Raw genomic sequence first — 23,589 nt, forward strand, 5'->3', positions numbered from 1 at the left:
TGGAATTCTTATGCGTAAGCTGTGAATGTTGCGGTACTAGATTGCGTGAAGTCACCACGTATTGTGGGCGGCTCAAAAACAGTTCTTTCGACGTGCTCACATTTTTAGGGGAGGAGGCTCGATTTTGGGCGCGCAGTCTGACGAAAACGCGGTCGACGAGGTTGATGTGGCGGCGGCCTGGAAAGGCCTCATGGCGAACCCTCGATCGCAGCTCGTCGATGTGCGCACCCGCGCGGAGTGGACCTATGTAGGGATTCCCGATCTCGGGCCTTTGGGCAAACGTGCTGTCCTCGTGGAGTGGCAGTCTTTTCCCGATCAGTCCGTGGATCCGCGTTTTGCCGAGCGTCTCGCCAACGAGTTGAAGGCGCTCGGTGTCCAGTCGGACGACGACCTTTTCTTCATTTGCCGTTCGGGAAGCCGGAGTCTGGCTGCGGCCAGGGCGATGGCATCAGCGGGGTACCGTGCTTGCCACAACGTCTCTGAGGGGTTCGAAGGACCGCTCGACGACGAGAGGCATCGCGGGTCCCTATTAGGGTGGAAAGCGATCGGGCTCCCCTGGCAACAGGGATAGGAGCCGGGCGCTAGGACGGTCGTGGCTGTCCGCGTCAATCAAGTTGGCTGCTCAAGTACATGCGTGCGGTGCGTTAAAGGCGCGAACGAGATGAATGGGAAAGATAAGAACCGTGGCACATGCACAGGCACAAGCACCGCAAAAGCAGCAGTGCGCGCCAAGCGACGCTTGGTCGAGAGTCAAAATCCGCCTGCGTGGCGAACTGGGCGAGGATGTTTACGCGAGCTGGTTCAGGGGAGTAGAGGTCGAACAGGTGGGCGACGGGGTGATCCATCTCACCGTGGCCACACGCTTTCTAAGGAACTGGCTGCGGACGCATTACTACGAGTCCGTGCTGCGGCTGGCGCGGTCTGAGTGGCCGACGGCCGAGCGCCTCGAGTTCACGGTTAGACAACCGCATTTTGCCATCGAGTTGCCGAAGGAACCGACGCAGGAACGGCGGACGCCGGCGATGACGACGTCGGACCTAACGCCGCTGCCCATGCCGCTGCGCACAGGTTACGGTGGCTTCGAGGGCTCGCCGCTCGACCCGCGCCTGAGCTTTGGGAGCTTCGTGGTGGGGGCCTCGAACAAGCTTGCCCACGCCGCGGCGCAACAGGTGGCGAGCGCCTTCTCGAGCCCGCAGTCGCCGTTCAATCCGTTGTTTCTGCACGGCAATGTCGGCCTGGGCAAAACCCATCTGCTGCACGCGATTTCCTGGGAGATCAAGCAGCAGAAGCCCGAGGCCGAGGTGCTTTACCTGACCGCGGAGCGCTTCATGTCGGGCTTCGTGCAGGCTTTGCGCGCCCGTGACGCGCTCGCCTTCAAGGAGAAGCTGCGGAACATCGACATCCTGCTGATCGACGACATGGAGTTCCTGCAAGGACCGACCATTCAGCAGGAGTTCTGCCACACGCTGAACTCGCTGATCGACGGCGGGCGGCAGGTCGTCGTGGCGGCGGACCGCGCGCCGACCCATCTCGACAAGCTCGACAAGCGCATGCAGTCGCGGCTCGGAGGCGGTCTCGTGGCCCAGATCAAGGCGATGGACTACGACCTGCGCCACCAGATCCTCGAAAGGCGGGCCGAGGAAGCTTGCACCGACACCAAGGGGCTCGAGGTCTCCGAGACGGTGCTCGCCTTCCTGGCGGAGCGCCTGACCGAGAGCGGGCGCGAGCTCGAGGGCGCCGTCCACCGCTTGCGGGCGAGTTATCAGCTCACCGACGAGCCGGTGACCATCGCGGTGGCCGAGCAGATCGTGCGCGACCTCATGCGGGGAACCGAGCCCCGGCGGGTGCGGATCGACGACATCCTGCGAACCGTGTCCAAGCATTACGGGGTCAATCGCGGCGATCTGCTGTCGGGACGGCGCAACCGGTCGATCGTGCGGCCGCGTCAGATCGGCATGTATCTCGCCAAATTGCTCACCTCGCGCTCGCTGCCCGAGATTGGGCGGCGCTTCGGCAACCGCGACCACACCACCGTGCTGCACGCGATCCGCAAGGTCGAGCAGCTGATGAGCGACGACAATCAGCTGCGCGAGGAGATCGAGCTTCTGAAGCGCTTGCTGCGCGACTAGAGGGAAGGCGGGAGGGGCCTTGTCTGGACCGAGGCCTCTCCCGCCGCTCTTTCAGGGCGCCTCGTGCCCCTTGAAATGTCGCCGCCGTCGCGGCAAGGTCTTGCCGGGAGTTCTGAGCTTTTCACCCAGGCGTCAGCAGATTTTCGACCGGTGCCACGGGCCTTCGGCCAGGTCTTGATGCATCGGCGAAGCGTCAATTTTCGGGGTATTCTCCAACCATGCGCCTCACCATCGACAAGCCGAGCCTCGCCAAGGCGCTCGCCCATGTGGCCAGCGTGGTCGAGCGGCGCAACACCATTCCGATCTTGTCGAACGTGCTGCTTGCGGCGGGGACCAACGAGCTCAGGCTGACGGCCACGGATCTCGACATGGAGCTGGTGGAAACCGTGCCCTGCCGGTCGTCGGGCGACAGCGCCATCACCGTGCCTGCGCATATGTTCTACGACATCGTGCGCAAGCTGCCCGAAGGCAACGAGATCGAGCTTGAGCGTGACGCCGAGCAGGAGCGGGTCGTCATCACCAGCGGCCCGGCTCAGTTCTCGCTGCAGACTCTCCCGGCGGACGACTTCCCGGCGCTGTCCGTCGACGACCTCGACCATAGCTTCAAGTTGCCAGCCGCCGATCTCAGGCGCCTCATCGAGAAGACCCGCTTCGCCATCTCCACGGAAGAGACCCGCTATTACCTGAACGGCATCTATCTTCATGCGGCCGAGACGGACGGCAAGCCGACCTTGCGGGCAGTGGCCACCGACGGCCATCGTTTGGCGCAAGTCGAGCTGCCGCTGCCGACGGGCGCCGAGGGCATGCCGGGGGTGATCGTGCCGCGCAAGACGGTGGTCGAGCTGTCCAAGCTCGTGGAGAACGCCGACGGCGAGGTGCGCGTGGAGCTGTCGCCGGCGAAGATCCGCGTTTCGGCCGGTCGCGTCGTGCTCGCTTCCAAGCTCATCGACGGGACCTTCCCCGACTATGAGCGCGTCATCCCGCAAGGCAACGACAAGCGCATGGAGGTAGACAATGCCGCCTTCGCACAAGCCGTCGACCGGGTCTCCACCTTGTCGAGCGATAAGGGCCGCGCGGTGAAGCTGGCGCTGTCCGAGGGCAAGCTCGTGCTGTCGGTGAACAATCCGGATTCCGGCAGCGCCACGGAGGAGCTCGCCGTCGACTACGGCTTCGATCCGTTGGAGATCGGCTTCACGGCCCGCTATCTGCTCGACATCACCGGCCAACTCGACAGCGGCACGGCAGAGTTTCAGCTCGCCGATCCGGGCTCGCCCACCATGGTGCGTGACGTGAAGGACCCGTCCGCCCTCTACGTCCTCATGCCGATGCGGGTATGAGGGCGAGCCCGCGCGAACAGGATCCCGCAGACGCGCCGACGGACAAAGGCCACGGCCTTGCGCCCGACCGCCTCTTCGTCACCGCGCTCAAGCTCACCGACTTCCGCAACTACGCCAGCGCCAGGTTCACGCTCCAGGCTTCGCCCGTGGTGCTGGTGGGCGACAACGGCTCGGGCAAGACCAATCTTCTGGAAGCGGTGTCGCTGCTCGGCCCGGGCCATGGCCTGCGCGGACGCCCTTACGGCGAGCTTGCCCGCAAGGACGGCCAAGGCGGTTTCACCATCGCCGCCACGGTCATGTCGCGCCAGGGCGAAGTGGACATCGGCACCGGCTTCCTGCCGGGCACGCGCGAGGAAGGGGCAGGCCGCAGCGTGCGCATCGCCGGCAAGGACCAGAGCACCGGCGCGCTCGGCGACTACTTGCAGCACGTGTTTCTAATCCCGGCGATGGATGGACTGTTCACGGGTCCGGCGTCCGAACGGCGGCGGTTCCTCGACCGCCTCGTGCTCGCGCTCGATCCCAAGATGCGCACGCCGCTCGGCCGCTACGACCGGGCCATGCGCCAGCGCAATCGCCTGTTCCAGATGCGGGAGTTTTCGCGCGCGCTGTTCGAGGGGCTGGAGGAGCAACTGGCGGAAGCGGGCGTGGCCATAGCGGCGGCCCGGCTCGACGCGGTGGAGCGGCTGACGGCGCTCATCGACGAGACGAGGGCCGCGCGCGGGCAAGGCCCGTTCCCGCATGCGGTCCTGGCACTCCACGGCACGCTGGAGACGGAGCTGACCATGCGCCCGGCGACCGAGGTGGAGGACGTCTTCCGGGTGATCTTGGAGACGGGCCGCGAGCGCGACCGTGCGGCGTCACGCACCCTTGAAGGACCGCATTTGAGCGACTTACTAGTGGTTCACGGTCCCAAAAACGCCCCGGCAGCGCAGTGCTCCTCGGGCGAGCAAAAGGCCCTTCTGCTGGGCCTCGTGCTGGCCAAGGCCGACCTGATCAAGGCGCTGGAAGGCACCTGCCCTCTGGTCCTCCTGGACGAGGTCGCCGCCCATCTGGATCAGGCCCGCCGCGAGGCACTTTTTGGCGAAATTCTGCGGCTTGGAGCCCAGGCCTGGATGACTGGAACAGACCGGGAACTATTTTCCCCGATTGCACAAGATGCCCAAATCTTGGCGGTGAATCGGGGTAATATCAGCACGTGATTCCAAGGGCCTCAGCGGCCCGCCCAAAAGAGCAACACCGACCGCTTCAAAACAGCCTCAGGGACCCATGACACCAGCTGCCAAACGCAAAGCCGCTGCTGCCGCAGACTATGGCGCAGAGTCGATCAAAGTGCTGAAAGGCCTCGATGCCGTGCGCAAGCGGCCGGGCATGTATATCGGCGACACCGACGACGGCTCGGGCCTCCACCACATGGTCTACGAGGTCGTGGACAACGCCATCGACGAGTCCCTCGCCGGCTATTGCGACGCCGTCCAGGTGACGCTGAACGCGGACGGCTCGGTGACGGTGGAAGACAACGGCCGCGGCATCCCCACCGAGATTCACAAAGGCGAAGGCGTCTCGGCGGCGGAAGTGATCATGACGCAGCTCCATGCCGGCGGGAAGTTCGACCAGAACTCCTACAAGGTGTCGGGTGGTCTGCATGGCGTGGGCGTGTCCGTGGTGAACGCACTTTCGAGCCGGCTCGAGCTCACCATTTGGCGCGCGGGCAAGGAGTATGTCGTGAGCTTCGCCAACGGCGTTCCCGAGGGACCGCTTAAGGAAGTCGGCGACGCGGACGGCAAGACCGGCACGCGCATCACGTTCGTGCCGTCGCCCGAGACGTTCACCATGGTCGAGTTCGACTATGCGACGCTCGAGCATCGCCTGCGGGAGCTGGCCTTCCTCAATTCCGGCGTGCGCATCATCCTGTCGGACCATCGCGGCGTCGAGCCGAAGAGCGAGGAGCTGTATTACGAGGGCGGCTTGCGCGCCTTCGTGAAGTTTCTCGACCGCACCAAACATCCGCTCATCACCGAGCCGGTCATGGTGGAGAAGACGCAAGACGGCATCACGGTTGAGGCGGCCCTGTGGTGGAACGACAGCTACCACGAGAACGTGCTGTGCTTCACCAACAACATCCCGCAGCGCGACGGCGGCACGCATCTGGCAGGCTTCCGCGCGGCGCTCACGCGCACGGTCAACACCTATGCCGCCGAATCCGGCATCGCCAAGAAGGAGAAAGTGGCGCTGACCGGCGACGACGCGCGCGAAGGACTGACATGCGTGCTGTCGGTCAAGGTGCCCGACCCGAAATTCTCAAGCCAGACCAAGGACAAGCTCGTCTCCTCGGAAGTTCGTCCGGTGGTCGAAGGTGTCATGGCCCAGGCCTTCTCCCAGTGGTTCGAGGAGAATCCGGGCGAGGCGCGCAACATCGTGCAGAAGATCGTGGAAGCCGCGGCCGCGCGCGAGGCCGCGCGCAAGGCCCGCGACCTCACGCGCCGCAAAGGTGCGCTCGACATGGCGTCGCTGCCCGGCAAGCTCGCCGACTGCCAGGAACGCGATCCCGCCAAGTCCGAATTGTTCCTCGTCGAGGGCGATTCAGCCGGCGGCAGCGCCAAGCAGGCGCGCGACCGGGCCTTCCAGGCCGTGCTGCCCTTGCGCGGCAAGATCCTCAACGTGGAACGCGCCCGCATCGACAAGATGCTGTCCAGTGCGGAGATCGGCACGCTGATCACGGCGCTCGGCACCGGCATCGGCGATGAGTTCGATCTCGCCAAGCTGCGCTACCACAAGATCATCATCATGACGGACGCCGACGTGGACGGCTCGCATATCCGCACGCTGCTGCTCACCTTCTTCTACCGGCAGATGTTGTCGCTTATCGAAGGCGGCTATCTCTACATCGCCCAGCCTCCCCTCTACAAAGTGAAGCGGGGACAGCAGGAGCGCTACCTGAAGAACGAGACTGACCTTGAGGACTACCTGATCGGCGAAGGCCTCGAGGACGCGGTGCTGATGACCGGCGACGACGCCGCGCGCAGTGGTCGGGACTTGCGCGACATCGTCGAGACGGCGCGGAAAGTGACCTCTGTCCTCAAGGGCCTGCACAGCCGCTATCCGCGCTTCATCATCGAGCAGGCGGCGATCGCCGGCGTGCTCAATCCGAAATTCCTCAAGGACGCCAAGCAGGCGCAGGAAGCTGCCGCCTATATCGCCAAGCGCCTCGATGCGCTGGCCGAGGAGACCGAGCAGGGCTGGCACGGCGAGGCGCTCCCCGAAGGCGGCATGCGCTTCTGGCGTGAGCTGCGCGGCGTCATGGAGTCCCATCTGGTCGACGGACCGTTCATCGCGTCCGCCGACGCGCTCAAGCTCGATCAATATGCCGCTCATCTCCAGGAGGTCTATGCCAAGGCCGCCATCCTGAAGCGCAAGGACACGACGCTGGCGGTGCACGGCCCGACCGACCTTCTCGATGCGGTAATGGAGACGGGCCGCAAGGGGCTCTCCTTGCAACGGTATAAGGGCCTCGGCGAGATGAACCCCAATCAGCTGTGGGAGACCACGCTCGACCTCGACACGCGCACCATCCTCCAGGTGAAGATCAAGGAGGGCGAGGACGCTGACGATGTGTTCTCGCGGCTGATGGGCGACGTGGTCGAGCCAAGACGCGAGTTCATCCAGGAAAACGCGCTGCAAGTCGCCAATCTGGACGTCTAAGCGCTCTCTCCGCCTCATTCCTTAACGCTGTGGCAAGGCGCGACCCCTAGGGTTTTGGCCTTGAGGAGCCTCGTTGCGCCGGTCCGTCGTGCCGTCGCCCGGGGCTCGCTTTGCAGTATCAAGTTCGAGGCGGTCATCGATGGCAGGAGTGCGACGGAGCGCAAAGCCGCGGGCCAAGGCGAGCGCGGCGCGAAGCGCCGGCCGGAGCCCGGGATCGGCGCGCGGCGCAAGGCACCCGCCAAGCGGCGTCCGCAAGCACGCCGCAAGGGCCGGCTGTGGCGCCTGAAGCGCGCGGTACAGCGGCATCCGGTTGCCTTCAAGATCGCCCGCTTCGGTCTGCTGGCGTGCATCTGGGGCACCATCGTGTTCGGCGGCGCCGTCGTCTATTTCATCGCGCAGGTCCCAGATCCGATCCTCGCCACGCTCGACGACCGGCCGCCCAATGTCACGATCCTCGCCGCCGACGGCACCGTGCTGGCGGAACGCGGCTTACGGCGCGGTCATGTGCGCGTGGACGTGCTGCCGAAACACCTCATCGAGGCGGTGACGGCGACCGAGGACCGGCGCTTCTATCATCATTTCGGCATCGATCCGATCGGGCTGGTGCGCGCCACCTACCGCAACTTCCGGGCCGGCACCGTGGTCGAGGGCGGCTCGACTATCACCCAGCAGCTCGCCAAGAATCTGTTCCTCAAGCCCGACCGCACCCTCACGCGCAAGCTGGAAGAGCTGGTCTACGCCGTATGGCTTGAGCAGCGCTTCACCAAGGACGAAATCCTCGAGCTCTATCTCAACCGGGTCTATTTTGGCGGCGGCACCTATGGCGTCGAGGCCGCGGCGCGGCATTATTTCGGCAAGTCGGCGCGCGTCGTGAGCCTACCGCAAGCCGCGCTCCTGGCAGGCCTGCTGAAAGCCCCGTCGCGCTACGCTCCGACACGGAGCGTCAGGCTGGCGAGCGCCCGGGCGGACGAGGTGCTCGACAACATGGTGGAGGCCGGCTCCTCACGGAGGAAGAAGCCGAAGCCGCCGGGCGCGCGCCGCTCAAACTGCGGGCCAAGGGCGACGAGACGGGCTATCCCTATGCCGTCGATTGGGTGGCGGAGCTACTGCCGGAATATGTCGGCGAGCACGAAGGCGATCTCATCGTCGACACGACCATCGACGCCAACCTTCAGCGGGTGAGCCAAGAAAAGCTGCGCGAGCTGCTCGATACGGAAGGCCGCGCGCTCAAGGCGGGCGAAGGCGCCATCGTGGTGCTTGATCCGGTGGGCGGCGTGAAGGCGCTGGTCGGCGGCCGCTCCTATCGGTCGAGCCCCTACGACCGGGCGATCAAATCGCTGCGGCAACCGGGCTCGGCGTTCAAGCCGTTCGTCTATCTCACCGCGCTGGAAAGCGGCTACACGCCGGACTCGCTCGCCTATGACGGCCCGGTCAATATCGGCGGCTGGAAGCCTTCGAACTACACCAATCGCTACAAGGGCGAGGTGACGCTGCGGGAGGCCATGGCGCAATCGCTCAACACCGTGGCGGCGCGGCTCACCAACGAGGTCGGCGCCTGGAAGGTGGTGCGCACGGCACGGCGGCTCGGCATCCATTCGAAGCTCCACGCCCAGCCGTCGATCGCGCTCGGTACCGCCGAGGTGACGCTGTTGGAGCTCGCCGGAGCTATGCCCCCTTCGCCAATGGCGGCCAGCGCGTGCTGCCTCATGTCATCACGCGCGTGCGCAACGGCGACGGCAAGGTGCTCTACCGCCGGCGCCACACCACAACCGGCCAGGTGGTGGCGCTCCAATATGTGGGCGCCATGAACGATATGCTGAACGCGGCGCTGGTGCGCGGCACCGGCAAGCGGGCGGCGATCCCCAATCATGTGGCGGCCGGGAAGACCGGCACGACGCAGAATTCGCGCGACGCCTGGTTCGTCGGCTACACCGCCCATTACGTGGCGGGCGTGTGGATCGGCAATGACGACGGCTCGGTGATGCGCAAAGTCACGGGCGGCACGCTGCCCGCGGAACTCTGGCACGACATCATGCTTGCGGCCCATGAGGGCAAGCAGCCGATGCCGCTGCCCGGCACACATGCGCCACGGCGGCTGCAAGACACCATCGCGGCGCGCATCCCGTGGACCTCGCATGCGACCAAGCAAGAGGCCAGCCAGGACGTGCCGCTCTTTCAACGCGTGCTTGGCATTTTCGGCGGCGGCTAAGCGCGCTCTACTCGATGCTACGCTTCGGCGAGGAGCCGCGTGAGGGATGCGGAAGCCCCTCGGCGCCATAGCTATGCAGGCTCGCGCCGTATTTGCGCAGCCACTCCCTCGCCTCCTCGTGGCGCGGCATGGTGCGGGCGACGACCGCCCAGAAGCGCGGGCCGTGGTTCATATGAGCCAGATGGGCCACCTCATGCGCGGCGAGATAGTCGAGCACGAAGGGCGGCGCGAGCACCAGCCGCCAGGAGAAGGACAGCGCGCCCGTGGTCGAGCACGACCCCCAGCGTGTGGTCTGGTCGCGCACGAAGATGCGCTTCGGCGTCAGGTTGAGGCGCTTGGCGTGGAGATCCACGCGCAGCTTGAGATCGAGATGGGCCTGGCGCTTTAGCCAGTCCAGCAGCCGCCGGGGGGCGTGCTCTTCCTCGCCAGAGACATGGAGGCGCGGCAGGCGCCGCTTGGCCACGCGCGCCCCGGCCGGCCAGGCGGGCGCCACCTTGGCGTCTTCCGGCTCCTCGACCCACACCACGCCACGCCGGCGCACGGAGCCGGCAAAACGCAGCACATGGGCAAGCCCACGCAAGGGAATCACCGCCCCGTCGGTGAAGGGCACGGGCTCGGGCAGGCCGGCGACGCGCTCCTTCAGCCAATCCAGATGACGGGACAGGAACTCGTCCGCATCGGCGAAACTCGAGTAAACCGGCATGGTGAGGACGGCGCCACGGCGGGCCTCGCTCACCTGCAGGCTGAAGCGACGCGCGCGGAGGCTGCGACGCAGGAGCATCGGAATTTCCAGCCCCTTTATTTTGACTTCGATGGTCTCTCCGCGCCCGATATTCAGCCGCTTCAGCATGCCAAGCTCCCTACCAACTGTACCAAAAGGGGCCACGAATCTGAGGAGCCACCGTAGCACAGGGTTTTGTGGGAGCGCTCGCCTCTGCTTTAGGCAACCCGGCCTAGAGCACGCGCCAGAACGCCTCTACGGCGCTCGTGAGCCCTCAGGAAAGCCCGGATTTCCGGCAAAATCTCGGACCGGAATCGCTTTCCATTAAAAACGCCGTAATGGCCTACATCGGGCTGCAAATGATGGGCGCGCATGGCGTCCGGGAGATTTTTGCACAAAGTTTGGGCAGCTTTCGTCTGGCCGATCCCGGAGATATCGTCCTTCTCGCCCTCCACCGTCATCAGGGCGACCCGATGGACCTTGCCGGGGTCCACCAGGGTCCCTCGATGGTGCATTTCGCCCTTGGGCAGCTTGTGCTCCAGGAAGACCGTCTCGATGGTCTGGAGGTAGTACTCGGCGGTGAGATCCATGACCGCGAGGAACTCGTCATAGAATTCCCGGTGCTTGGTGGCCGAGTCGCCGTCGCCGCGGACCAGATTCTGGAAGAGATCGCGGTGGGCGTTCAGATGCCGGTCGAGATTCATGCCCATGAAGCCCGATAGCTGCAGGAAGCCCGGATACACCATCCGCATCATGCCCGGATAAGGCCAGGGAACCTGGGTGATGACATTGCGGCGGAACCAACTCAGCGGCTTGCCGGCGGCGTAGCGGTTAACCTCGGTCGGGCTCTCGCGCGCATCGATCGGGCCGGCCATGAGGACCATGGAGCGGGGCACCGCGCGGTCCTTCTGCGCCTCCATCAGCGAGACGGCGGCGAACACCGGCACGGTCGGCTGGCAGACGGCCATGACATGCACGTCACCGTCGAAAAACCGCAGGAACTCCATGATGTAATCGATATAGACGTCGAGGTCGAAGGGCCCAGCGGCACGCGGCACATAGCGCGCGTCCTGCCATTCGGTGACGTAGACATCGTGATCGGGCAGCAGATCGCGCACCGTACCGCGCAGCAGCGTGGAGAAATGCCCCGCCATCGGCGCGACCACGAGAACCTTGGGATCGCTGCGCTTGAAAGCGTTGCGTTTGGCGCTCGCACCCAAGTCACGCTCGAAGTGGACGAGATCGCAGAACGGCTTCGACAGGACGGTGCGCTCGCGCACCGCCACCTTGCTGCCGTTAACCTCAACCGTATCGATGTCCCAGGTCGGCTTGCGATAACGGCGGGTCGAGCGCTCGAAAAGCTCGAGCGCGGCCGCGGCACCGCGGCCCATGGCCGTGTGGGACGCCGGATTCAGCGGATTGCGGAACAGGAGCCGATAGCATCCGCAGCCGCGCGCGCGGGGCGCAGCGCGGCCTGGTTCAGCTCATAGAGATGGTAAAGCATCATAGCCTCCGACTCAGACGCATCATAATGCTGCATCGCGGAATCAAATGGTGATTTTATGCTGCAGTGCAATGACACCTTGCCGCAGGGGCATCGGACGCGCGGCTATAGGTAGCGGCGCAGAGTCTCCGTCATCTTGTCCGCCGGTGTGCCGTAAGGGATGTGGGTGATGTATTCGCCGTCGGGGCCCATAAGGTAAAGAAGTGCAGAATGGTCGATGCTGTAGTTGTCGCCCGTGCTCTCGTCTTGGAACTTTTGGTATGTGACGCGATAGGCTTTCGCAGCCTTGGCGATTGCCTCGGGCGAACCGGACAGTCCCACGAAGTTCGGTCCGAAATTCTCGACATAGGCGGTGACGGCCTCGGGCGTGTCACGCTCGGGATCGAGCGTAATAAAGATGGGGACGACTTTGTCCGCATCCTTCCCCAGCCCGTCCAACGCCGCCGACATGACCTGCAACTCTGCCGGACAAATGTCGGGGCAGTGGGTGAAGCCGAAAAACACGAGCATGTGGCGGCCGCGGAAATCTTTATCGGAGACGGTCTTGCCGTCTTTGCCGACAAGCTCGAAGGGGCCGCCGACAAGCGCCTTGCCGCTCGTCGTCACGCGGTTGTTTTGCATGTCGGTGTTGAGAATGAGAATGCCGGCGCCGATGAGCGCACCGAGAAGAAAGCCGCCGACAATAACCAGGAGAAACGGACGTCGCATCGAATTCACTCACCAAGTTGCAGCAGCGTGCCGTTGATCCGCGCGCGGCTTAGGAACCAGCTGAACGTGGCATAGCCCGCCGCCAGATAGATCGCGTTCAACGCCAAGGCCCACCACAGATCCATCGGATCGAACGTGTGGTGGAGGAGGATGGAGCGCATACCCTCGAACACATGCGTCGGCGGTAGCGCGAGCGCAACCGGTTGCAGCCAATCGGGCAACACCGACACCGGATAATACACGCAGCACAAGGGCAGCAGCAAAAAGGCGAGCGACCACGCCAGCTCTTCCGCACCGAGTCCGTAGCGCAAAATCACGCCGGCCGAGATCAAACCCAGCGACCAGCTCGTCAGTACGAGCACGCAGAAGAAGACGGCGAGTGGCAGCCCGAGGGTGAGCAGGTTGAAGCCAAAAATGAAATAGGCGGCGATCGCCACGGGCACCATGCTGACGCCGAGGCGAATGATGCTCCACAGGCTCAAGGCGGCCACAAGCTCGTAGGGCCGCAACGGGCTGGTGAGCAGATTGCCGAGATTGCGTGACCACATCTCCTCGATGAAGGTCGTCGAGAAGCCGATCTTCGAGCGAAATAGAATGTCCCACAGCAGGACCGAGCCGATCAGCACGCCGGCGGCCTGCATCAGCGGGCTCGATGTCTCGGCGAGATATTTCTGCAAGAAGCCCCACGTGAGCATTTGCAGGAACGGCCAGTAGATGAGCTCCACCAGACGCACGCCGGAGCTGCGCAACAGGTAGACGTAGCGATGGACGAGCGCCCACACGCGCCGAAACGACGCCGATATGCCGCTCGGGGACAGCAGCACGGGCTCGACGCCATTGCCGCTTGGCGACGTACTCATGACGCCTTCCGCGGCTGTTCGGGCTCGACGGCGGCCAGCTTGGCGCGCCCACGCACGAGATCGAGAAACACGTCTTCGAGCGTGTCGCGCCCGTAGCTCTTAATGAGCGCTCGCGGCGTCTCGTCCTCGATGATGCGCCCCGCCTGAAGCAGGATGACGCGATCGGCGAGACGTTCCACCTCGGCCATGTTGTGGGAGGCGAGCAGCACCGTGGCGTTACGCTCGGCCGCGTAGTCTTTCAGCTTGCGGCGAATCCAATCCGCTGTGTCCGGATCGAGCGAGGCGGTGGGCTCGTCGAGCAACAGCAGCTCGGGCGCGTTCAGCAGGGCCTTGGCGAGGCCCACGCGTGTCTTCTGACCGGCGGAGAGCTTGCCGGTCGGCCGGTCGAGCAGCGGCGCGATCTGCAGATGCTCTACGACATAGGCGATGCGCTCCGCCGCGTTGGCGATGCCGTAAAGGCCCGCGTAAACTTTCAGGTTCTGCTTCACCGTGAGCCGCGCCGGCAGGTCGACATAGGGGCTCTGGAAGTTCAGGCGCTGGGCCACGTCGTAGCGATTGCGGCTCATATCGGCGCCGAATATGCGGACCTCGCCTTCGCTCGGCATGACGAGCCCGAGCAGCATGGCGATGGTCGTGGTCTTGCCGGCGCCGTTCGCCGAGAAGCGCCACGGTCGAGCCGGCCTGGATCGTAAAACTTATGTGATCGACGGCGGTGACGGCGCCATATCGCTTGGTGAGGCCGCGCACCATCACGGGCAGGCGCGTAAGATCGGCGCCGTCGCCGTTTTCCCCTTGTAAGTTGCCCCTTGCGTCGTTCATGACCTTGCGCTGCGCGCCCGCTTTGTCGGAATTATGGCTCACCGCCACATGTTAGGGTTCACCTATGGCCGCCCTGGACAATAGTCAAACCGATCGCCGCGGCGCCGTGCCGGAATGGCTGCGCGCGGGCGAGAGCCGCCTGCGCCTGCAGACGATCGTCAGGCTGCGCTGGCTCGCGGTGCTCGGTCAGAGCCTAACGGTGATCGGCGCCTATTGGGCGCTCGGCATCGACCTGCCGATCGGCGGCTGCTTCGCCGTGATCGCGCTGTCGGCTTGGTTGAACGTCGCCTTGCGCATCCGCTACCCGGCCAGCCAGCGCCTCAAGGCCAACTACGCCTTCATGATGCTGGGATACGACATCCTGCAACTGGCGGCGCTGCTCTATCTCACCGGCGGGCTGGAGAATCCCTTCGCTTTCCTTCTCGTCGCGCCTGTCACCGTGTCGGCGTCGACGCTTCCCTTGCGGATCACCGTGGCGCTCGGCGTGCTGGCCATCGGTGCGGCGACCGTGCTCACCACCTTCCATCATCCGCTGCCCTGGTTCGGGCATGAGGCCTTGGTGCTGCCCTTCCCTTACGTGATGGGTATTTGGGCGTCCGTGGTCGCCGGCATTCTGTTCATCGGTTTTTATTCGTGGCGCACCGCGGAGGAAGGCCGGCGCATGGCCGAGGCGCTCGCCGCCGCCGAGATGGTGCTCGCCCGTGAGCAGAAGCTCTCCGCGCTCGACGGACTGGCGGCGGCGGCGGCGCACGGGCTCGGCACGCCGCTCGCCACCATTGCGGTCGTGACCAAGGAGCTGCTGCGCGACGCCAAGGAGGCCGACCCCCATTACGAGGATCTGCTTCTGGTGCGGGCTCAGGCGGAGCGCTGCCGCGAGATTCTGAAGGAGCTCGCCGGACGCGGCGAGGAGCTGGACATAATCGTCTCGCGCATGCCCGTCAGCCATCTGATCGAGGAGGTGGTCGCGCCGAACCGGCTGCTCGCGGTACCGATCGAGGTGACGACCGGGCCGCTTGCCGGCATCGACCGGTGCAGCGCCGCGGGCAAGGAGCCGGTGACCCAACGCAACCCGGGCGTCATCTACGGCCTCGGCAATCTGGTGGAAAACGCCATCGACTTCGCCGCCTCCAAAGTGGACGTCGACGCCCATTGGTCGCAAGACGAGGTCCGCATCGTCATCGCCGACGACGGGGAAGGCTTTCCCCCGCACGTGCTCGAGCAGTTGGGCGAGCCTTTCGTGACCACGCGGCCCGGCGAGAGCTGGGGCGAGGAGCGCCGGACGAGCCATATCGGCATGGGGCTCGGCTTCTTTATCGCCAAGACGCTGCTCGAGCGCTCCGGCGCTCAACTCGAGCTAGCCAACCGGCCCGAGCCGGAGAGCGGCGCGGTGGTGACGGTGATCTGGCCGCGGGCGCGGTTCGAGCAACCGCCGGGCAAAGACGAGTTCACGCCGTTTATCTGAACGTCGGATTCAGAGCGAAACCGGGCGAAAGACGAGGTTTTCGGAGCGATCTGCCCGGAAATCGACGTCTTTTCGATGGTTTCCGTTCACTTTGATCCCATCGCGTTCTCCCGCTAGGCTTGCTTCGCAGTGCAAAAATCCCTACCTCTAGCTGCAACAAGAACCGTCAATCCGTTTGGGAGGTTACGCCTTAAGGGTTGGCCATCGCAGCGATTTAGGAGCTGATCATGGAAACCCGGCCGGTGTTGCCGACGCCACAGGGCGTGCACGTGCCGCAGGACAATACTCTTCTGATCGTCGACGACGATCGCGCTTTCCTTGCCCGGCTCGCCCGCGCCATGGAAACCCGTGGTTTCGAAGTCGAGGCTGCCGCGTCCGTCGAGGACGGTCTCGCCTCGCTCAAGCGCCGCCCGCCGGCTTTCGCCGTGGTCGATATGCGCCTGGAAGACGGCAACGGCATCGATGTCATCGCCGCGTTGAAGGACGTGCGCCCCGAGGCGCGCGCCGTGGTGCTGACCGGTTACGGCAATATCGCGACCGCCGTCACCGCGGTGAAGATCGGCGCGGTGGACTATCTGGCCAAGCCGGCGGATGCGGACGACGTCTATAACGCGCTCGTCGCCTCGGCCAATACCAAGGCACCGCCCCCGGAAAACCCGATGTCGGCCGACCGCGTGCGTTGGGAGCATATTCAGCGCGTCTATGAGCTATGCAACCGCAACGTCTCGGAGACGGCGCGGCGCCTCAACATGCACCGCCGCACGCTGCAGCGCATTCTCGCCAAGCGCGCGCCGAAATAGCCTTCCGACACTTTCAGCTTTCGAAGCCGCAGCCCGGATCGAGATGATGCTGCAGGCGTAGCGCTGCCGCGCGCGCAAAGCAGATCATCATCGCCTTGCGCCGGGCGGCGGAAAGCCGCGTCTCGGCCGGCTCCCGCACCAACTCGGCCCCATAGCGATCGGCGAGGATGAGGCCCGCATGCTCGGGAATCACCTCGCATGGGAAGTCGGCCGCCACGGCGAAATAGAGCCGATCGCAATAGTCCAAATATTCGTGCCACTTACCGTCAGTGCGGTAATCGACCAGGCAGGATTTGATCTCGACGATCAGCACGTCGCCGCTCGGCGACAAGCCCACCACGTCGGCGCGGCGGCCATTCGCCAGCGGCAGTTCGGCAACGACCGAGTGTCCCAACGCGCGCAAGGTCCGGCAAACGCCGCGCTGCAGCGCTGCGGCGACTTGCGATTGGCGCCCATCGAAGGAAATGAGCGGATCATGCGGATCGGCGCGCGTCTCGCGCAACGGACTATCCCTCGCCTTGAATCAAACAATCGTCACGGAATTGTGCATGTTTGATTATTTCCTGAGTAGGAACAAGCTGCTAAATCGCACGTTGAGAGACAGGCGCCCGAGCCCCACGGGAGGAATCATGAGCCTGAGTAACACCGTCATCGCCGAGCCTCGGCGGACGCCCTCTTCCAAGCTCACAGAACTGCACGATCGTCTGATGGAAACGCGCCGGCTGTCGCTCGCGCTGGCCGATCCGCTGAGCGACGAAGACCAGGTCGTCCAAGCCAATGACGACGCAAGCCCCACCAAATGGCATCTCGCGCATACCACGTGGTTCTTCGAGGCCTTCCTGCTGAAGCGCTTGCTGCCCGGCTACCGGCTGTTCGACGAGACTTACGAATACTGCTTCAACTCCTATTACGAGGCCGTCGGCCCGCGTCATCCGCGGCCCAAGCGCGGCCTCCTGACGCGCCCCACCGCCGCGGACGTGCGCGCCTATCGCGCGCATGTGGACGAGGCGCTCGTGCAAATGTTCGCGGGCGACATGCCGAGCGACGCCGCGGAGATCATCGAGCTCGGCATCAATCACGAGCAGCAGCACCAGGAGCTTCTCCTGACCGACATCTTGAGCCTGTTCTCCGCAGGCCCGCTCAAGCCCGCCTACCGCAAAGCTAAGCCTGGCGTCTCGGTGCAGAACGCGGCGCCACTTGCCTGGTCGTCATTCGACGGCGGCATCTTCGAGGTCGGACACGACGGCAAAGGCTTCGCCTACGACAATGAGGACCCGCGGCACGAGGCCCTCATTCGTCCCTTCAAGCTGGCCAATCGCTGCGTGACCAACGCCGAGTGGATCGATTTCATCGAGGATGGTGGTTATGCGACCGCGTCGCTTTGGCTCGCCGACGGCTGGAACACGATCCAAGGCCAAGAGTGGCAAGGACCGCTCTATTTCGAGGAGGCCGATGGCGGCTACATGCAGATGAGCCTACTGGGCCACCGGCCCGTGGACCCGGCGGCGCCGGTGACGCATGTGAGCTATTTCGAAGCGGATGCCTTCGCCCGCTGGGCCGGATGCCGGCTGCCGTCCGAGTTCGAATGGGAGGTGGCCGCCGCCGATCTACCGGTCGCAGGACGCGACCTCGGCGCCGATCATTTGCGTCCCCTGCCCGCCAATGCTGACGATGGGCTTACGCAGATGTTCGGCGATGTCTGGGAGTGGACGGCAAGCGCTTATCTCCCCTATCCAGGCTTCAAGCCGGCGCCTGGCGCGGTCGGTGAATATAACGGCAAATTCATGTGCAATCAGTTCGTGCTCAAGGGCGGCTCCTGCGCCACGCCCGCCGGCCATATCCGGCGCACCTACCGCAATTTCTTCTATCCCCATCAACGCTGGCAGTTCACGGGCCTCAGGCTCGCGGCGGACGCGTAATGGCGAGCGACATCTCTTCAACCTTGGCTGAGGGCCGGACCTCCGCCTCGTCTGCCAAGTCCACGCGGCGCGAGGCCGAGACCGCGGAGTTCGCCCAAGCGGTGCTCGCGGGACTGGCACGCCGTCCCCGCAGCATCCCTTCGCGCTTTCTCTATGACGCGGTGGGCTCGGCGCTGTTCGAGGACATCACGCGGCTCAAGGAATATTATCCGACGCGAACCGAGACGGCCCTGCTCGAGACCTATGGCGCGGCAATCGCGCGGCTCGCCGGCGACGTGGATATCCTCGTGGAGTTTGGCTCGGGCTCCAGCCGCAAGACGCGCCTATTGATTGACGCGCTGGACGGTCTCGATACCTACATCCCGATCGACGTGTCGGAGTCCTTCTTGACCGAAGCGGCGAGGCGGCTCGAAGCCGAGCATGACGGCCTCACCGTCAAACCGTTGGTCGGCGACTTCACCCGGACCCGTCACCTCGCCGGCGCGCCACGCGGACAGAAGCTCGGTTTCTTCTCAGGCTCGACCATCGGCAATCTGACCCATGAGGAAGCGCGAGACTTCCTGGTCAATGCGGCGCATCTGTTGGGCCGGAACAGCGCCTTCCTGATCGGCGTCGACCTGAAGAAGAGTCTCGACATTCTGCTGCCGGCCTATGACGACGATGACGGCGTCACCGCTTCGTTCAGCCTCAACATGCTGGCGCGCATCAATCGCGAGCTCGACGGGGATTTCGACATCGGCAGCTTCGCCCATCGGGCCGTCTATAACGATGCCAAGGGCCGCATCGAGATATATCTCGAGAGCCTCACCGAGCAGACAGTGCAGGTTCGCGCTCGCCGCTTCAGTTTCGACAAGGGCGAACGCATTCACACCGAGAACTCGCACAAATATTCGGTGCCCGAGTTCCAGGCGCTGGCGTCAAGCTCAGGCTGGCGCCCGGTCGAGGCCTGGACCGATGACGACCGGCTCTTCAGCCTGCATCTGTTGCGCTGCGCCTAGCCGAAAACGCCGCCCGCTCTTCGTCTTGCGCGCCGTCAGCCGTCGAGGCATGGTGCCGCCTCCAAAAACCCAAGGAGGGGGAGCGTGGCTGATCTTCCAACCGGCAACGCCGTTATCGGGCAATCGGGCGGGCCGACCGCCGTCATTAATCAGGCGCTGGTCGGGGTTATCGAGGGCTTGCGCGAGGGCCTGGTCAACGCTGGCAAGGTGAAGCGCATTTTCGGCATGCGGCACGGCGTGCGCGGCATTTCCTCGGGCAAGGCGGACGAGCTTATCGACCTCGCCCCGCTCTCGGCGGAACGCCTGGAGCGCATCGCCCGCACGCCCTCCGCTGCGCTCGGCTCCACCCGGGACAAGCCTGACGCGGCCTATTGCGACCGGATCCTCGAAGGCTGCCGCAGCAACGACATCCGCTACTTCTTCTATATTGGCGGCAACGACTCCGCCGACACCTGCCGCATCGTCGCCGAGAAGGCGGCCGAAGCCGGCTACGAGCTGCGCTGCTTTCATGTGCCGAAGACCATCGACAACGATCTGCGCGAGAACGACCACACGCCGGGCTTTCCGTCGGCCGCGCGTTTCGTGACGCTGGCCCATATGGGCGACGCGCTCGACAATGCCAGCCTCGGCGGCATCAAGATCAACATCATCATGGGACGCAATGCGGGCTTCCTCACCGCCTCGGCGGCGCTCGCGCGCGAGCTGCGCGAGACGGACGAGGATCCGGCGAAGCGCCCGGCACCCCATCTCATCTATGTCCCCGAGGTGCCGTTCGTCATGGACGAATTCCTGGCGGACGTGGATGCCGTCTACACCAAGCTCGGCCGCTGCCAGATCGCCGTCAGCGAGGGCATTCGCGACGCCGACGGCAAGGAGATCGGGCCGCAGCTGATGGGCACGGGCGAGGTCGACGCCCACGGCAATGTGCAGCTCTCGGGCTCCGGCGCGCTCGGCGACGGCTTGGCCGGCTTCCTCAAGAAGGGACTCACGCCCGCCGGGGGCAAGGCGCCGCGTATCCGGGCCGATACGTTCGGCTATCTGCAGCGCTGCTGGCCGGAGACGTCGACGGTCGATGCGGCCGAGGCGCGGGGTGTCGGCCGTTTCGCCGCGGAGCTCGCGAGCAACGGCGAGATGAGCGCCTCGGTGACCATCGTCCGCACCTCCAACGCCATCGATTCCTATCGGAGCGCATTCGGCCGCGCCGAGCTTTCCGCGGTAGCGCGCCACGCGCGGCACGTGCCGCCCGAGCTCCTGTCGGGACGCAACAATGTGAGCCCGTCCTTCTACGATTATTGCCAGCCGCTGGTGGGCGACCTGCCGCATTTCGAGCGGCTGTAGCCCTAAGTCTCGACCAGCTCGCGGATGTAGGTGGGGAGCGCGAAGGCGGCGAGCTGCATGTCGGGGCGCCAATAGCGCGTCGGGAAGCGGCCCGCCTTCTTGTAGCGCCGCTCAATCTTCTTGAGCTTGTGGTGCCTGAGGTCCTTGTCGTCGGTGGCCCAGCCATAGGACATGGAGCCGCCAAAGTAGCTCGGCGTGGTGGCGAGATAGGCGAAGGCGTCGTCGAACAGATCGCGGAAGTAGCTGGCCGACTGCTTGAGTTCCGACGCTTGCAGGAACGGCAGACCATTCTGCGTCACCAGCACGCCGCCCGGCGCGAGCGCCCTGCGGCAATCCGTGTAGAACTCCTTGGTGAACAGCACGGCGCCCGGCCCGATGGGATCGGTAGAGTCCACCAAGATCACGTCGAAGCGGTCGTCCGTCTCATGGACGAACTTGGTGCCGTCGGCGATGACGACACGCGTGCGCTTGTCGTCGAAGGCGCCGGCGGACACGTCCGGGAAATGCTCGCGGGCGAGATCGATGACGCTGCGATCGATCTCGCACAGCGTGGCGCTTTTCACCTCGGGATGCTTCAGCACCTCGCGCAGCACTCCGCCATCGCCGCCGCCAACGATGAGCACGCGTTTCGCCTTTCCGTGCGCGAACAGAGGCACATGCGCCATCATCTCGTGATAGACGAACTCGTCCCGGGTGGAGAGCTGGACGACGCCGTCCAGCATCATCACCCGGCCGAAGTCCGAGTTCTCGAAGATGATCAGCTGCTGGTGCTCGGTCTCGCTATCGAAGAGGACGCGGTCCGCCTTTAGGCGGACACGGAAGCCGCCATGGAGTGTCTCTTCGACCCACCGTTCCATCGCTGAAGTTCCTTGCCCCGAAGTTGCGTTTTGACGACCACCTTGCCTGGCGTAAACGCCTCTTTCAGCACATCGATGGACGCCCGCGGATTGGCATCGCCGCACATGAACACGTCGAGTGCGGCATAGCCGTATTCGGGCCAGCTATGGATGGATATATGCGACTCAGCGAGAACCGCGACACCCGAGACCCCACCATTCGGCGTGAAGTGATGAAGGTGGATATGCAGGAGCGTCGCGCCCGCAGCCTCCACACACCGCCTCAAGGTTTGCTCGATATGGTCTAACTCGTCGAGCCGTTCGGCTCTGACCAGATCGATTAGGAGATGAGTTCCCGCGTAGCGGACTCCGTCTCGCTCACAGAAAAAGTCCTTGCGCTCCTCTCCCATTTCGGGATCGAGGCACCGGGAATGCTTTTCTTCCGTTTGGGCGGTGCTTGAACCATGATCCAAGTCCATCCCCAATTGGAAGAGGGCGTCACTGGACATGGCGTCCTCCCCAACCAGCAGATGTTGATCGAATAAGAGGCGCTATTTGCACCTCGTGTTCCGGCGATGCAAGTGGTTTTTGGGAAGTGGAACAGAATGACGCCGCAGGAGGCGCGCAAGCTGGCGCCAATCGGCCTTCTCGCCGGTTTGTGACAGTGCCGGGCGCGCCGGCGTGGCAAGGAGGAGTGATCGGCCATGGGTTCGCGAAAGGTTAGGCCCGTCACGGGCGCCGCCGTGGCGTTCCTGACCGGCGTCAGTCTCCTGGTCTGTCTCAGCGTCGGCCCATCTCCAGGCCTGAGCGCCGAGGCGCTGCCCCGGCTCGGCACCGAGCTCGGCGCCACCTCGGTGTCCGGGCTGTCGTCCGGCGCGTATATGGCCGGCCAGATCGAGATCGCCCACGCTAAGGACATTGTCGGCGCCGGCATCGTGGCTGGCGGCCCGTTCGCCTGCGCCGAGACGGCAGCCTCGCGCGCCTTTCCCTTTTGGCCCACCGCCATCGGGCAGAACGCGACGCAGGCGCTCTACAGCTGCATGAAGACGACCATGGGCGCGCCCGACCCCGAGGCGCTGGTCGCGCGCACCAAGGCGCTGGCCGACGACGGCGTCATCGATCCGGTCGACGCGCTCCGCGACCACCACGTCTACCTCTATTCCGGCAACGACGATCAGACCGTCACCCGCCCCGTGGTCGCGTCCGCCAAGCGCTTCTACGACCTTCTGGGCGTGGCGCTCGGCAACGTCACCCTGGTGGAGGGCGCCGGCGGCCACGCCTTCATCACCGAGCAAGGCGGCTTGGCCTGCGGTCTGACGGACGAGCCTTACGTCAGCGACTGCAACTACGATCAGGCGCGCGCCATCCTCGGTTGGATCTACGGGCCGCTGCAAGCCGCCTCCGCCGAGCCGCAGGGCAAGTTCGTGGTGTTCGATCAGGACCCCTTCTCCGACCCGGGCGACGGATTCGCCGACGAAGGCGTCGTCTATGTGCCGCCCACGTGCCAGACGGAGCGGGGCTGCCGGGTTCATATCGCGCTTCATGGCTGCAACCAGTCTCGCGAAGAGGTCGGCGATGCCTTCGTGCATGGTGCGGGCTTCGCCGAGTTGGCCGATGCCAATCGCCTCGTCGTCCTGTTTCCGCAGGCCAAGGCGATCACCGGGATCAATCCGGAAGGCTGCTGGGACTGGTGGGGCTATACGGGGCTCGACTATCTCGGCAAGGATGCCCCTCAGATCAAAGCCATCTGGGCCATGGTCGAGCATCTGGCCAAGCGGGAGGCGACCGATGACTGACGCCCCTATCATCGCCATATTCGAGGCGCCGCTCGGCTCGGACCTCTACACGCAGGCCCTGCGACTGCGCGAGATCATCCTGCGCAAGCCGCTGGGGCTATCGGTCACCGGCGAGGAACTGACGGACGACGCCATGCGCCAGCATTTCTGCGCGGTGTCCTATGGCGCGGTCGTCGGCACGGTCTCCTTGCGGCCGCTCGACGAGACGACGCTCCATCTCAAGCAGATGGCCGTGGCCGAGACTCGCCGCCGGGAACGGGTCGGAGCGCGACTGCTGGCCCACGCGGAAGACTGGGGCGCGGGCGGCGGCTTTCGCCTTATGGTGCTTCATGCGCGAATCGGGGCAGAGGGGTTCTATCTCAGACTCGGCTATCGCAAAGAGGGCGAGCCGTTCGACGAGAACACGATCCCGCATGTGAGAATGATCAAGCGGCTTGGGCCGTAGAGGAGCGAA

General features: G+C 64.8%; 23 protein-coding genes and 1 pseudogene. 16 read left to right on the plus strand and 8 right to left on the minus strand.

Annotation, left to right across the window (positions count from 1 at the left end; translation table 11 throughout):
- Window positions 1-190: 190 nt before the first annotated feature.
- The 8 genes from AUC69_RS01570 to AUC69_RS18865 all read left to right on the plus strand — a co-directional run bounded on the left by AUC69_RS01570 (window position 191) and on the right by AUC69_RS18865 (window position 9,374).
- Window positions 191-571: a rhodanese-like domain-containing protein gene (locus tag AUC69_RS01570; RefSeq protein ID WP_083239005.1), complete on the plus strand. Its 381-nt coding sequence runs from the start codon at window positions 191-193 to the stop codon at window positions 569-571.
- Window positions 572-674: 103 nt separating this feature from the next.
- Window positions 675-2,129, plus strand: a complete 1,455-nt coding sequence (gene dnaA / locus AUC69_RS01575) for a chromosomal replication initiator protein DnaA (protein ID WP_425283497.1) — start codon at window positions 675-677, stop codon at window positions 2,127-2,129.
- 218 nt (window positions 2,130-2,347) lie between these two features.
- Window positions 2,348-3,466 (plus strand): DNA polymerase III subunit beta, encoded by a 1,119-nt coding sequence (dnaN, locus tag AUC69_RS01580; RefSeq protein WP_069440590.1) that lies wholly within the window; start codon window positions 2,348-2,350, stop codon window positions 3,464-3,466.
- Entirely contained in the window at window positions 3,463-4,665 is a 1,203-nt protein-coding gene (recF, locus tag AUC69_RS01585) for a DNA replication/repair protein RecF (protein WP_083238972.1), read from the plus strand. The genes dnaN and recF overlap by 4 nt, the downstream gene beginning before the upstream one ends.
- 67 nt (window positions 4,666-4,732) lie before the next feature.
- Window positions 4,733-7,165: a DNA topoisomerase (ATP-hydrolyzing) subunit B gene (gyrB, locus tag AUC69_RS01590; protein WP_069440591.1), complete on the plus strand. Its 2,433-nt coding sequence runs from the start codon at window positions 4,733-4,735 to the stop codon at window positions 7,163-7,165.
- Between the two features lie 60 nt (window positions 7,166-7,225).
- Window positions 7,226-8,347 (plus strand): transglycosylase domain-containing protein, encoded by a 1,122-nt coding sequence (locus AUC69_RS01595; protein WP_158007976.1) that lies wholly within the window; start codon window positions 7,226-7,228, stop codon window positions 8,345-8,347.
- Entirely contained in the window at window positions 8,260-8,973 is a 714-nt protein-coding gene (locus tag AUC69_RS18860) for a penicillin-binding transpeptidase domain-containing protein (RefSeq protein WP_069440593.1), read from the plus strand. Before AUC69_RS01595 ends, AUC69_RS18860 begins: the two co-directional genes overlap by 88 nt.
- A complete protein-coding gene (locus tag AUC69_RS18865; RefSeq protein WP_280136608.1) occupies window positions 8,886-9,374 on the plus strand; it encodes a penicillin-binding transpeptidase domain-containing protein in 489 nt (162 codons plus the stop codon). The genes AUC69_RS18860 and AUC69_RS18865 overlap by 88 nt, the downstream gene beginning before the upstream one ends.
- Before the next feature lie 7 nt (window positions 9,375-9,381).
- On the opposite strand, the gene AUC69_RS01610 is transcribed toward AUC69_RS18865, so the two are convergent.
- The 5 genes and pseudogenes from AUC69_RS01610 to AUC69_RS01630 all read right to left on the minus strand — a co-directional run bounded on the left by AUC69_RS01610 (window position 9,382) and on the right by AUC69_RS01630 (window position 13,790).
- A complete protein-coding gene (locus tag AUC69_RS01610; RefSeq protein ID WP_069440595.1) occupies window positions 9,382-10,224 on the minus strand; it encodes a M48 family metallopeptidase in 843 nt (280 codons plus the stop codon).
- Between the two features lie 89 nt (window positions 10,225-10,313).
- Window positions 10,314-11,599: pseudogene (locus tag AUC69_RS01615) on the minus strand (polyhydroxyalkanoate depolymerase).
- 105 nt (window positions 11,600-11,704) lie between these two features.
- The gene (locus tag AUC69_RS01620; RefSeq protein WP_069440703.1) at window positions 11,705-12,307 is read right to left on the minus strand and encodes an SCO family protein; all 603 of its coding nucleotides are present in this window, start codon (window positions 12,305-12,307) and stop codon (window positions 11,705-11,707) included.
- Between the two features lie 5 nt (window positions 12,308-12,312).
- Window positions 12,313-13,167 (minus strand): ABC transporter permease, encoded by an 855-nt coding sequence (locus AUC69_RS01625; RefSeq protein WP_083238975.1) that lies wholly within the window; start codon window positions 13,165-13,167, stop codon window positions 12,313-12,315.
- Window positions 13,164-13,790, minus strand: a complete 627-nt coding sequence (locus AUC69_RS01630) for an ABC transporter ATP-binding protein (protein ID WP_342018505.1) — start codon at window positions 13,788-13,790, stop codon at window positions 13,164-13,166. The genes AUC69_RS01625 and AUC69_RS01630 overlap by 4 nt, the downstream gene beginning before the upstream one ends.
- On the opposite strand from AUC69_RS01630, the gene AUC69_RS19210 reads away from it, so the two are divergent.
- From AUC69_RS19210 to AUC69_RS01640, 3 genes are all read left to right on the plus strand, one after another.
- Window positions 13,789-13,965, plus strand: a complete 177-nt coding sequence (locus AUC69_RS19210; protein WP_342018506.1) for a hypothetical protein — start codon at window positions 13,789-13,791, stop codon at window positions 13,963-13,965. The genes AUC69_RS01630 and AUC69_RS19210 overlap by 2 nt on opposite strands.
- Before the next feature lie 85 nt (window positions 13,966-14,050).
- The gene (locus AUC69_RS01635) at window positions 14,051-15,448 is read left to right on the plus strand and encodes an ActS/PrrB/RegB family redox-sensitive histidine kinase (RefSeq protein WP_083238976.1); all 1,398 of its coding nucleotides are present in this window, start codon (window positions 14,051-14,053) and stop codon (window positions 15,446-15,448) included.
- A gap of 227 nt (window positions 15,449-15,675) precedes the next feature.
- Window positions 15,676-16,248, plus strand: a complete 573-nt coding sequence (locus AUC69_RS01640) for an ActR/PrrA/RegA family redox response regulator transcription factor (RefSeq protein WP_069440596.1) — start codon at window positions 15,676-15,678, stop codon at window positions 16,246-16,248.
- 13 nt (window positions 16,249-16,261) lie between these two features.
- On the opposite strand, the gene AUC69_RS01645 is transcribed toward AUC69_RS01640, so the two are convergent.
- A complete protein-coding gene (locus tag AUC69_RS01645) occupies window positions 16,262-16,750 on the minus strand; it encodes an MmcB family DNA repair protein (RefSeq protein WP_069440597.1) in 489 nt (162 codons plus the stop codon).
- 127 nt (window positions 16,751-16,877) lie between these two features.
- Between AUC69_RS01645 and egtB the strand changes: the two genes are divergently transcribed.
- The 3 genes from egtB (at window position 16,878) to AUC69_RS01660 (ending at window position 20,503) form a co-directional block, all read left to right on the plus strand.
- The gene (gene egtB / locus AUC69_RS01650; RefSeq protein ID WP_069440598.1) at window positions 16,878-18,167 is read left to right on the plus strand and encodes an ergothioneine biosynthesis protein EgtB; all 1,290 of its coding nucleotides are present in this window, start codon (window positions 16,878-16,880) and stop codon (window positions 18,165-18,167) included.
- On the plus strand, window positions 18,167-19,165 hold the full coding sequence (gene egtD / locus AUC69_RS01655; RefSeq protein WP_069440599.1) for an L-histidine N(alpha)-methyltransferase: 999 nt from the start codon (window positions 18,167-18,169) through the stop codon (window positions 19,163-19,165). Before egtB ends, egtD begins: the two co-directional genes overlap by 1 nt.
- 84 nt (window positions 19,166-19,249) lie before the next feature.
- Complete coding sequence (locus AUC69_RS01660) at window positions 19,250-20,503, plus strand: diphosphate--fructose-6-phosphate 1-phosphotransferase (protein ID WP_069440600.1); 1,254 nt, start codon at window positions 19,250-19,252, stop codon at window positions 20,501-20,503.
- A gap of 2 nt (window positions 20,504-20,505) precedes the next feature.
- Here the strand turns inward: AUC69_RS01660 and speE are convergent, their stop codons facing one another.
- Both speE and speD read right to left on the minus strand, forming a co-directional pair.
- Complete coding sequence (speE, locus tag AUC69_RS01665; protein ID WP_069440601.1) at window positions 20,506-21,360, minus strand: polyamine aminopropyltransferase; 855 nt, start codon at window positions 21,358-21,360, stop codon at window positions 20,506-20,508.
- On the minus strand, window positions 21,309-21,848 hold the full coding sequence (speD, locus tag AUC69_RS01670; protein WP_069440602.1) for an adenosylmethionine decarboxylase: 540 nt from the start codon (window positions 21,846-21,848) through the stop codon (window positions 21,309-21,311). Before speD ends, speE begins: the two co-directional genes overlap by 52 nt.
- Window positions 21,849-22,043: 195 nt before the next feature.
- Between speD and AUC69_RS01675 the strand changes: the two genes are divergently transcribed.
- Window positions 22,044-23,135 (plus strand): extracellular catalytic domain type 2 short-chain-length polyhydroxyalkanoate depolymerase, encoded by a 1,092-nt coding sequence (locus AUC69_RS01675; RefSeq protein ID WP_083238977.1) that lies wholly within the window; start codon window positions 22,044-22,046, stop codon window positions 23,133-23,135.
- Window positions 23,128-23,580: a GNAT family N-acetyltransferase gene (locus AUC69_RS01680; protein ID WP_069440603.1), complete on the plus strand. Its 453-nt coding sequence runs from the start codon at window positions 23,128-23,130 to the stop codon at window positions 23,578-23,580. Before AUC69_RS01675 ends, AUC69_RS01680 begins: the two co-directional genes overlap by 8 nt.
- Window positions 23,581-23,589 lie beyond the last annotated feature (9 nt).

The organism is Methyloceanibacter superfactus, from assembly GCF_001723305.1.
Classification (GTDB): Bacteria; Pseudomonadota; Alphaproteobacteria; order Rhizobiales; family Methyloligellaceae; genus Methyloceanibacter; species Methyloceanibacter superfactus.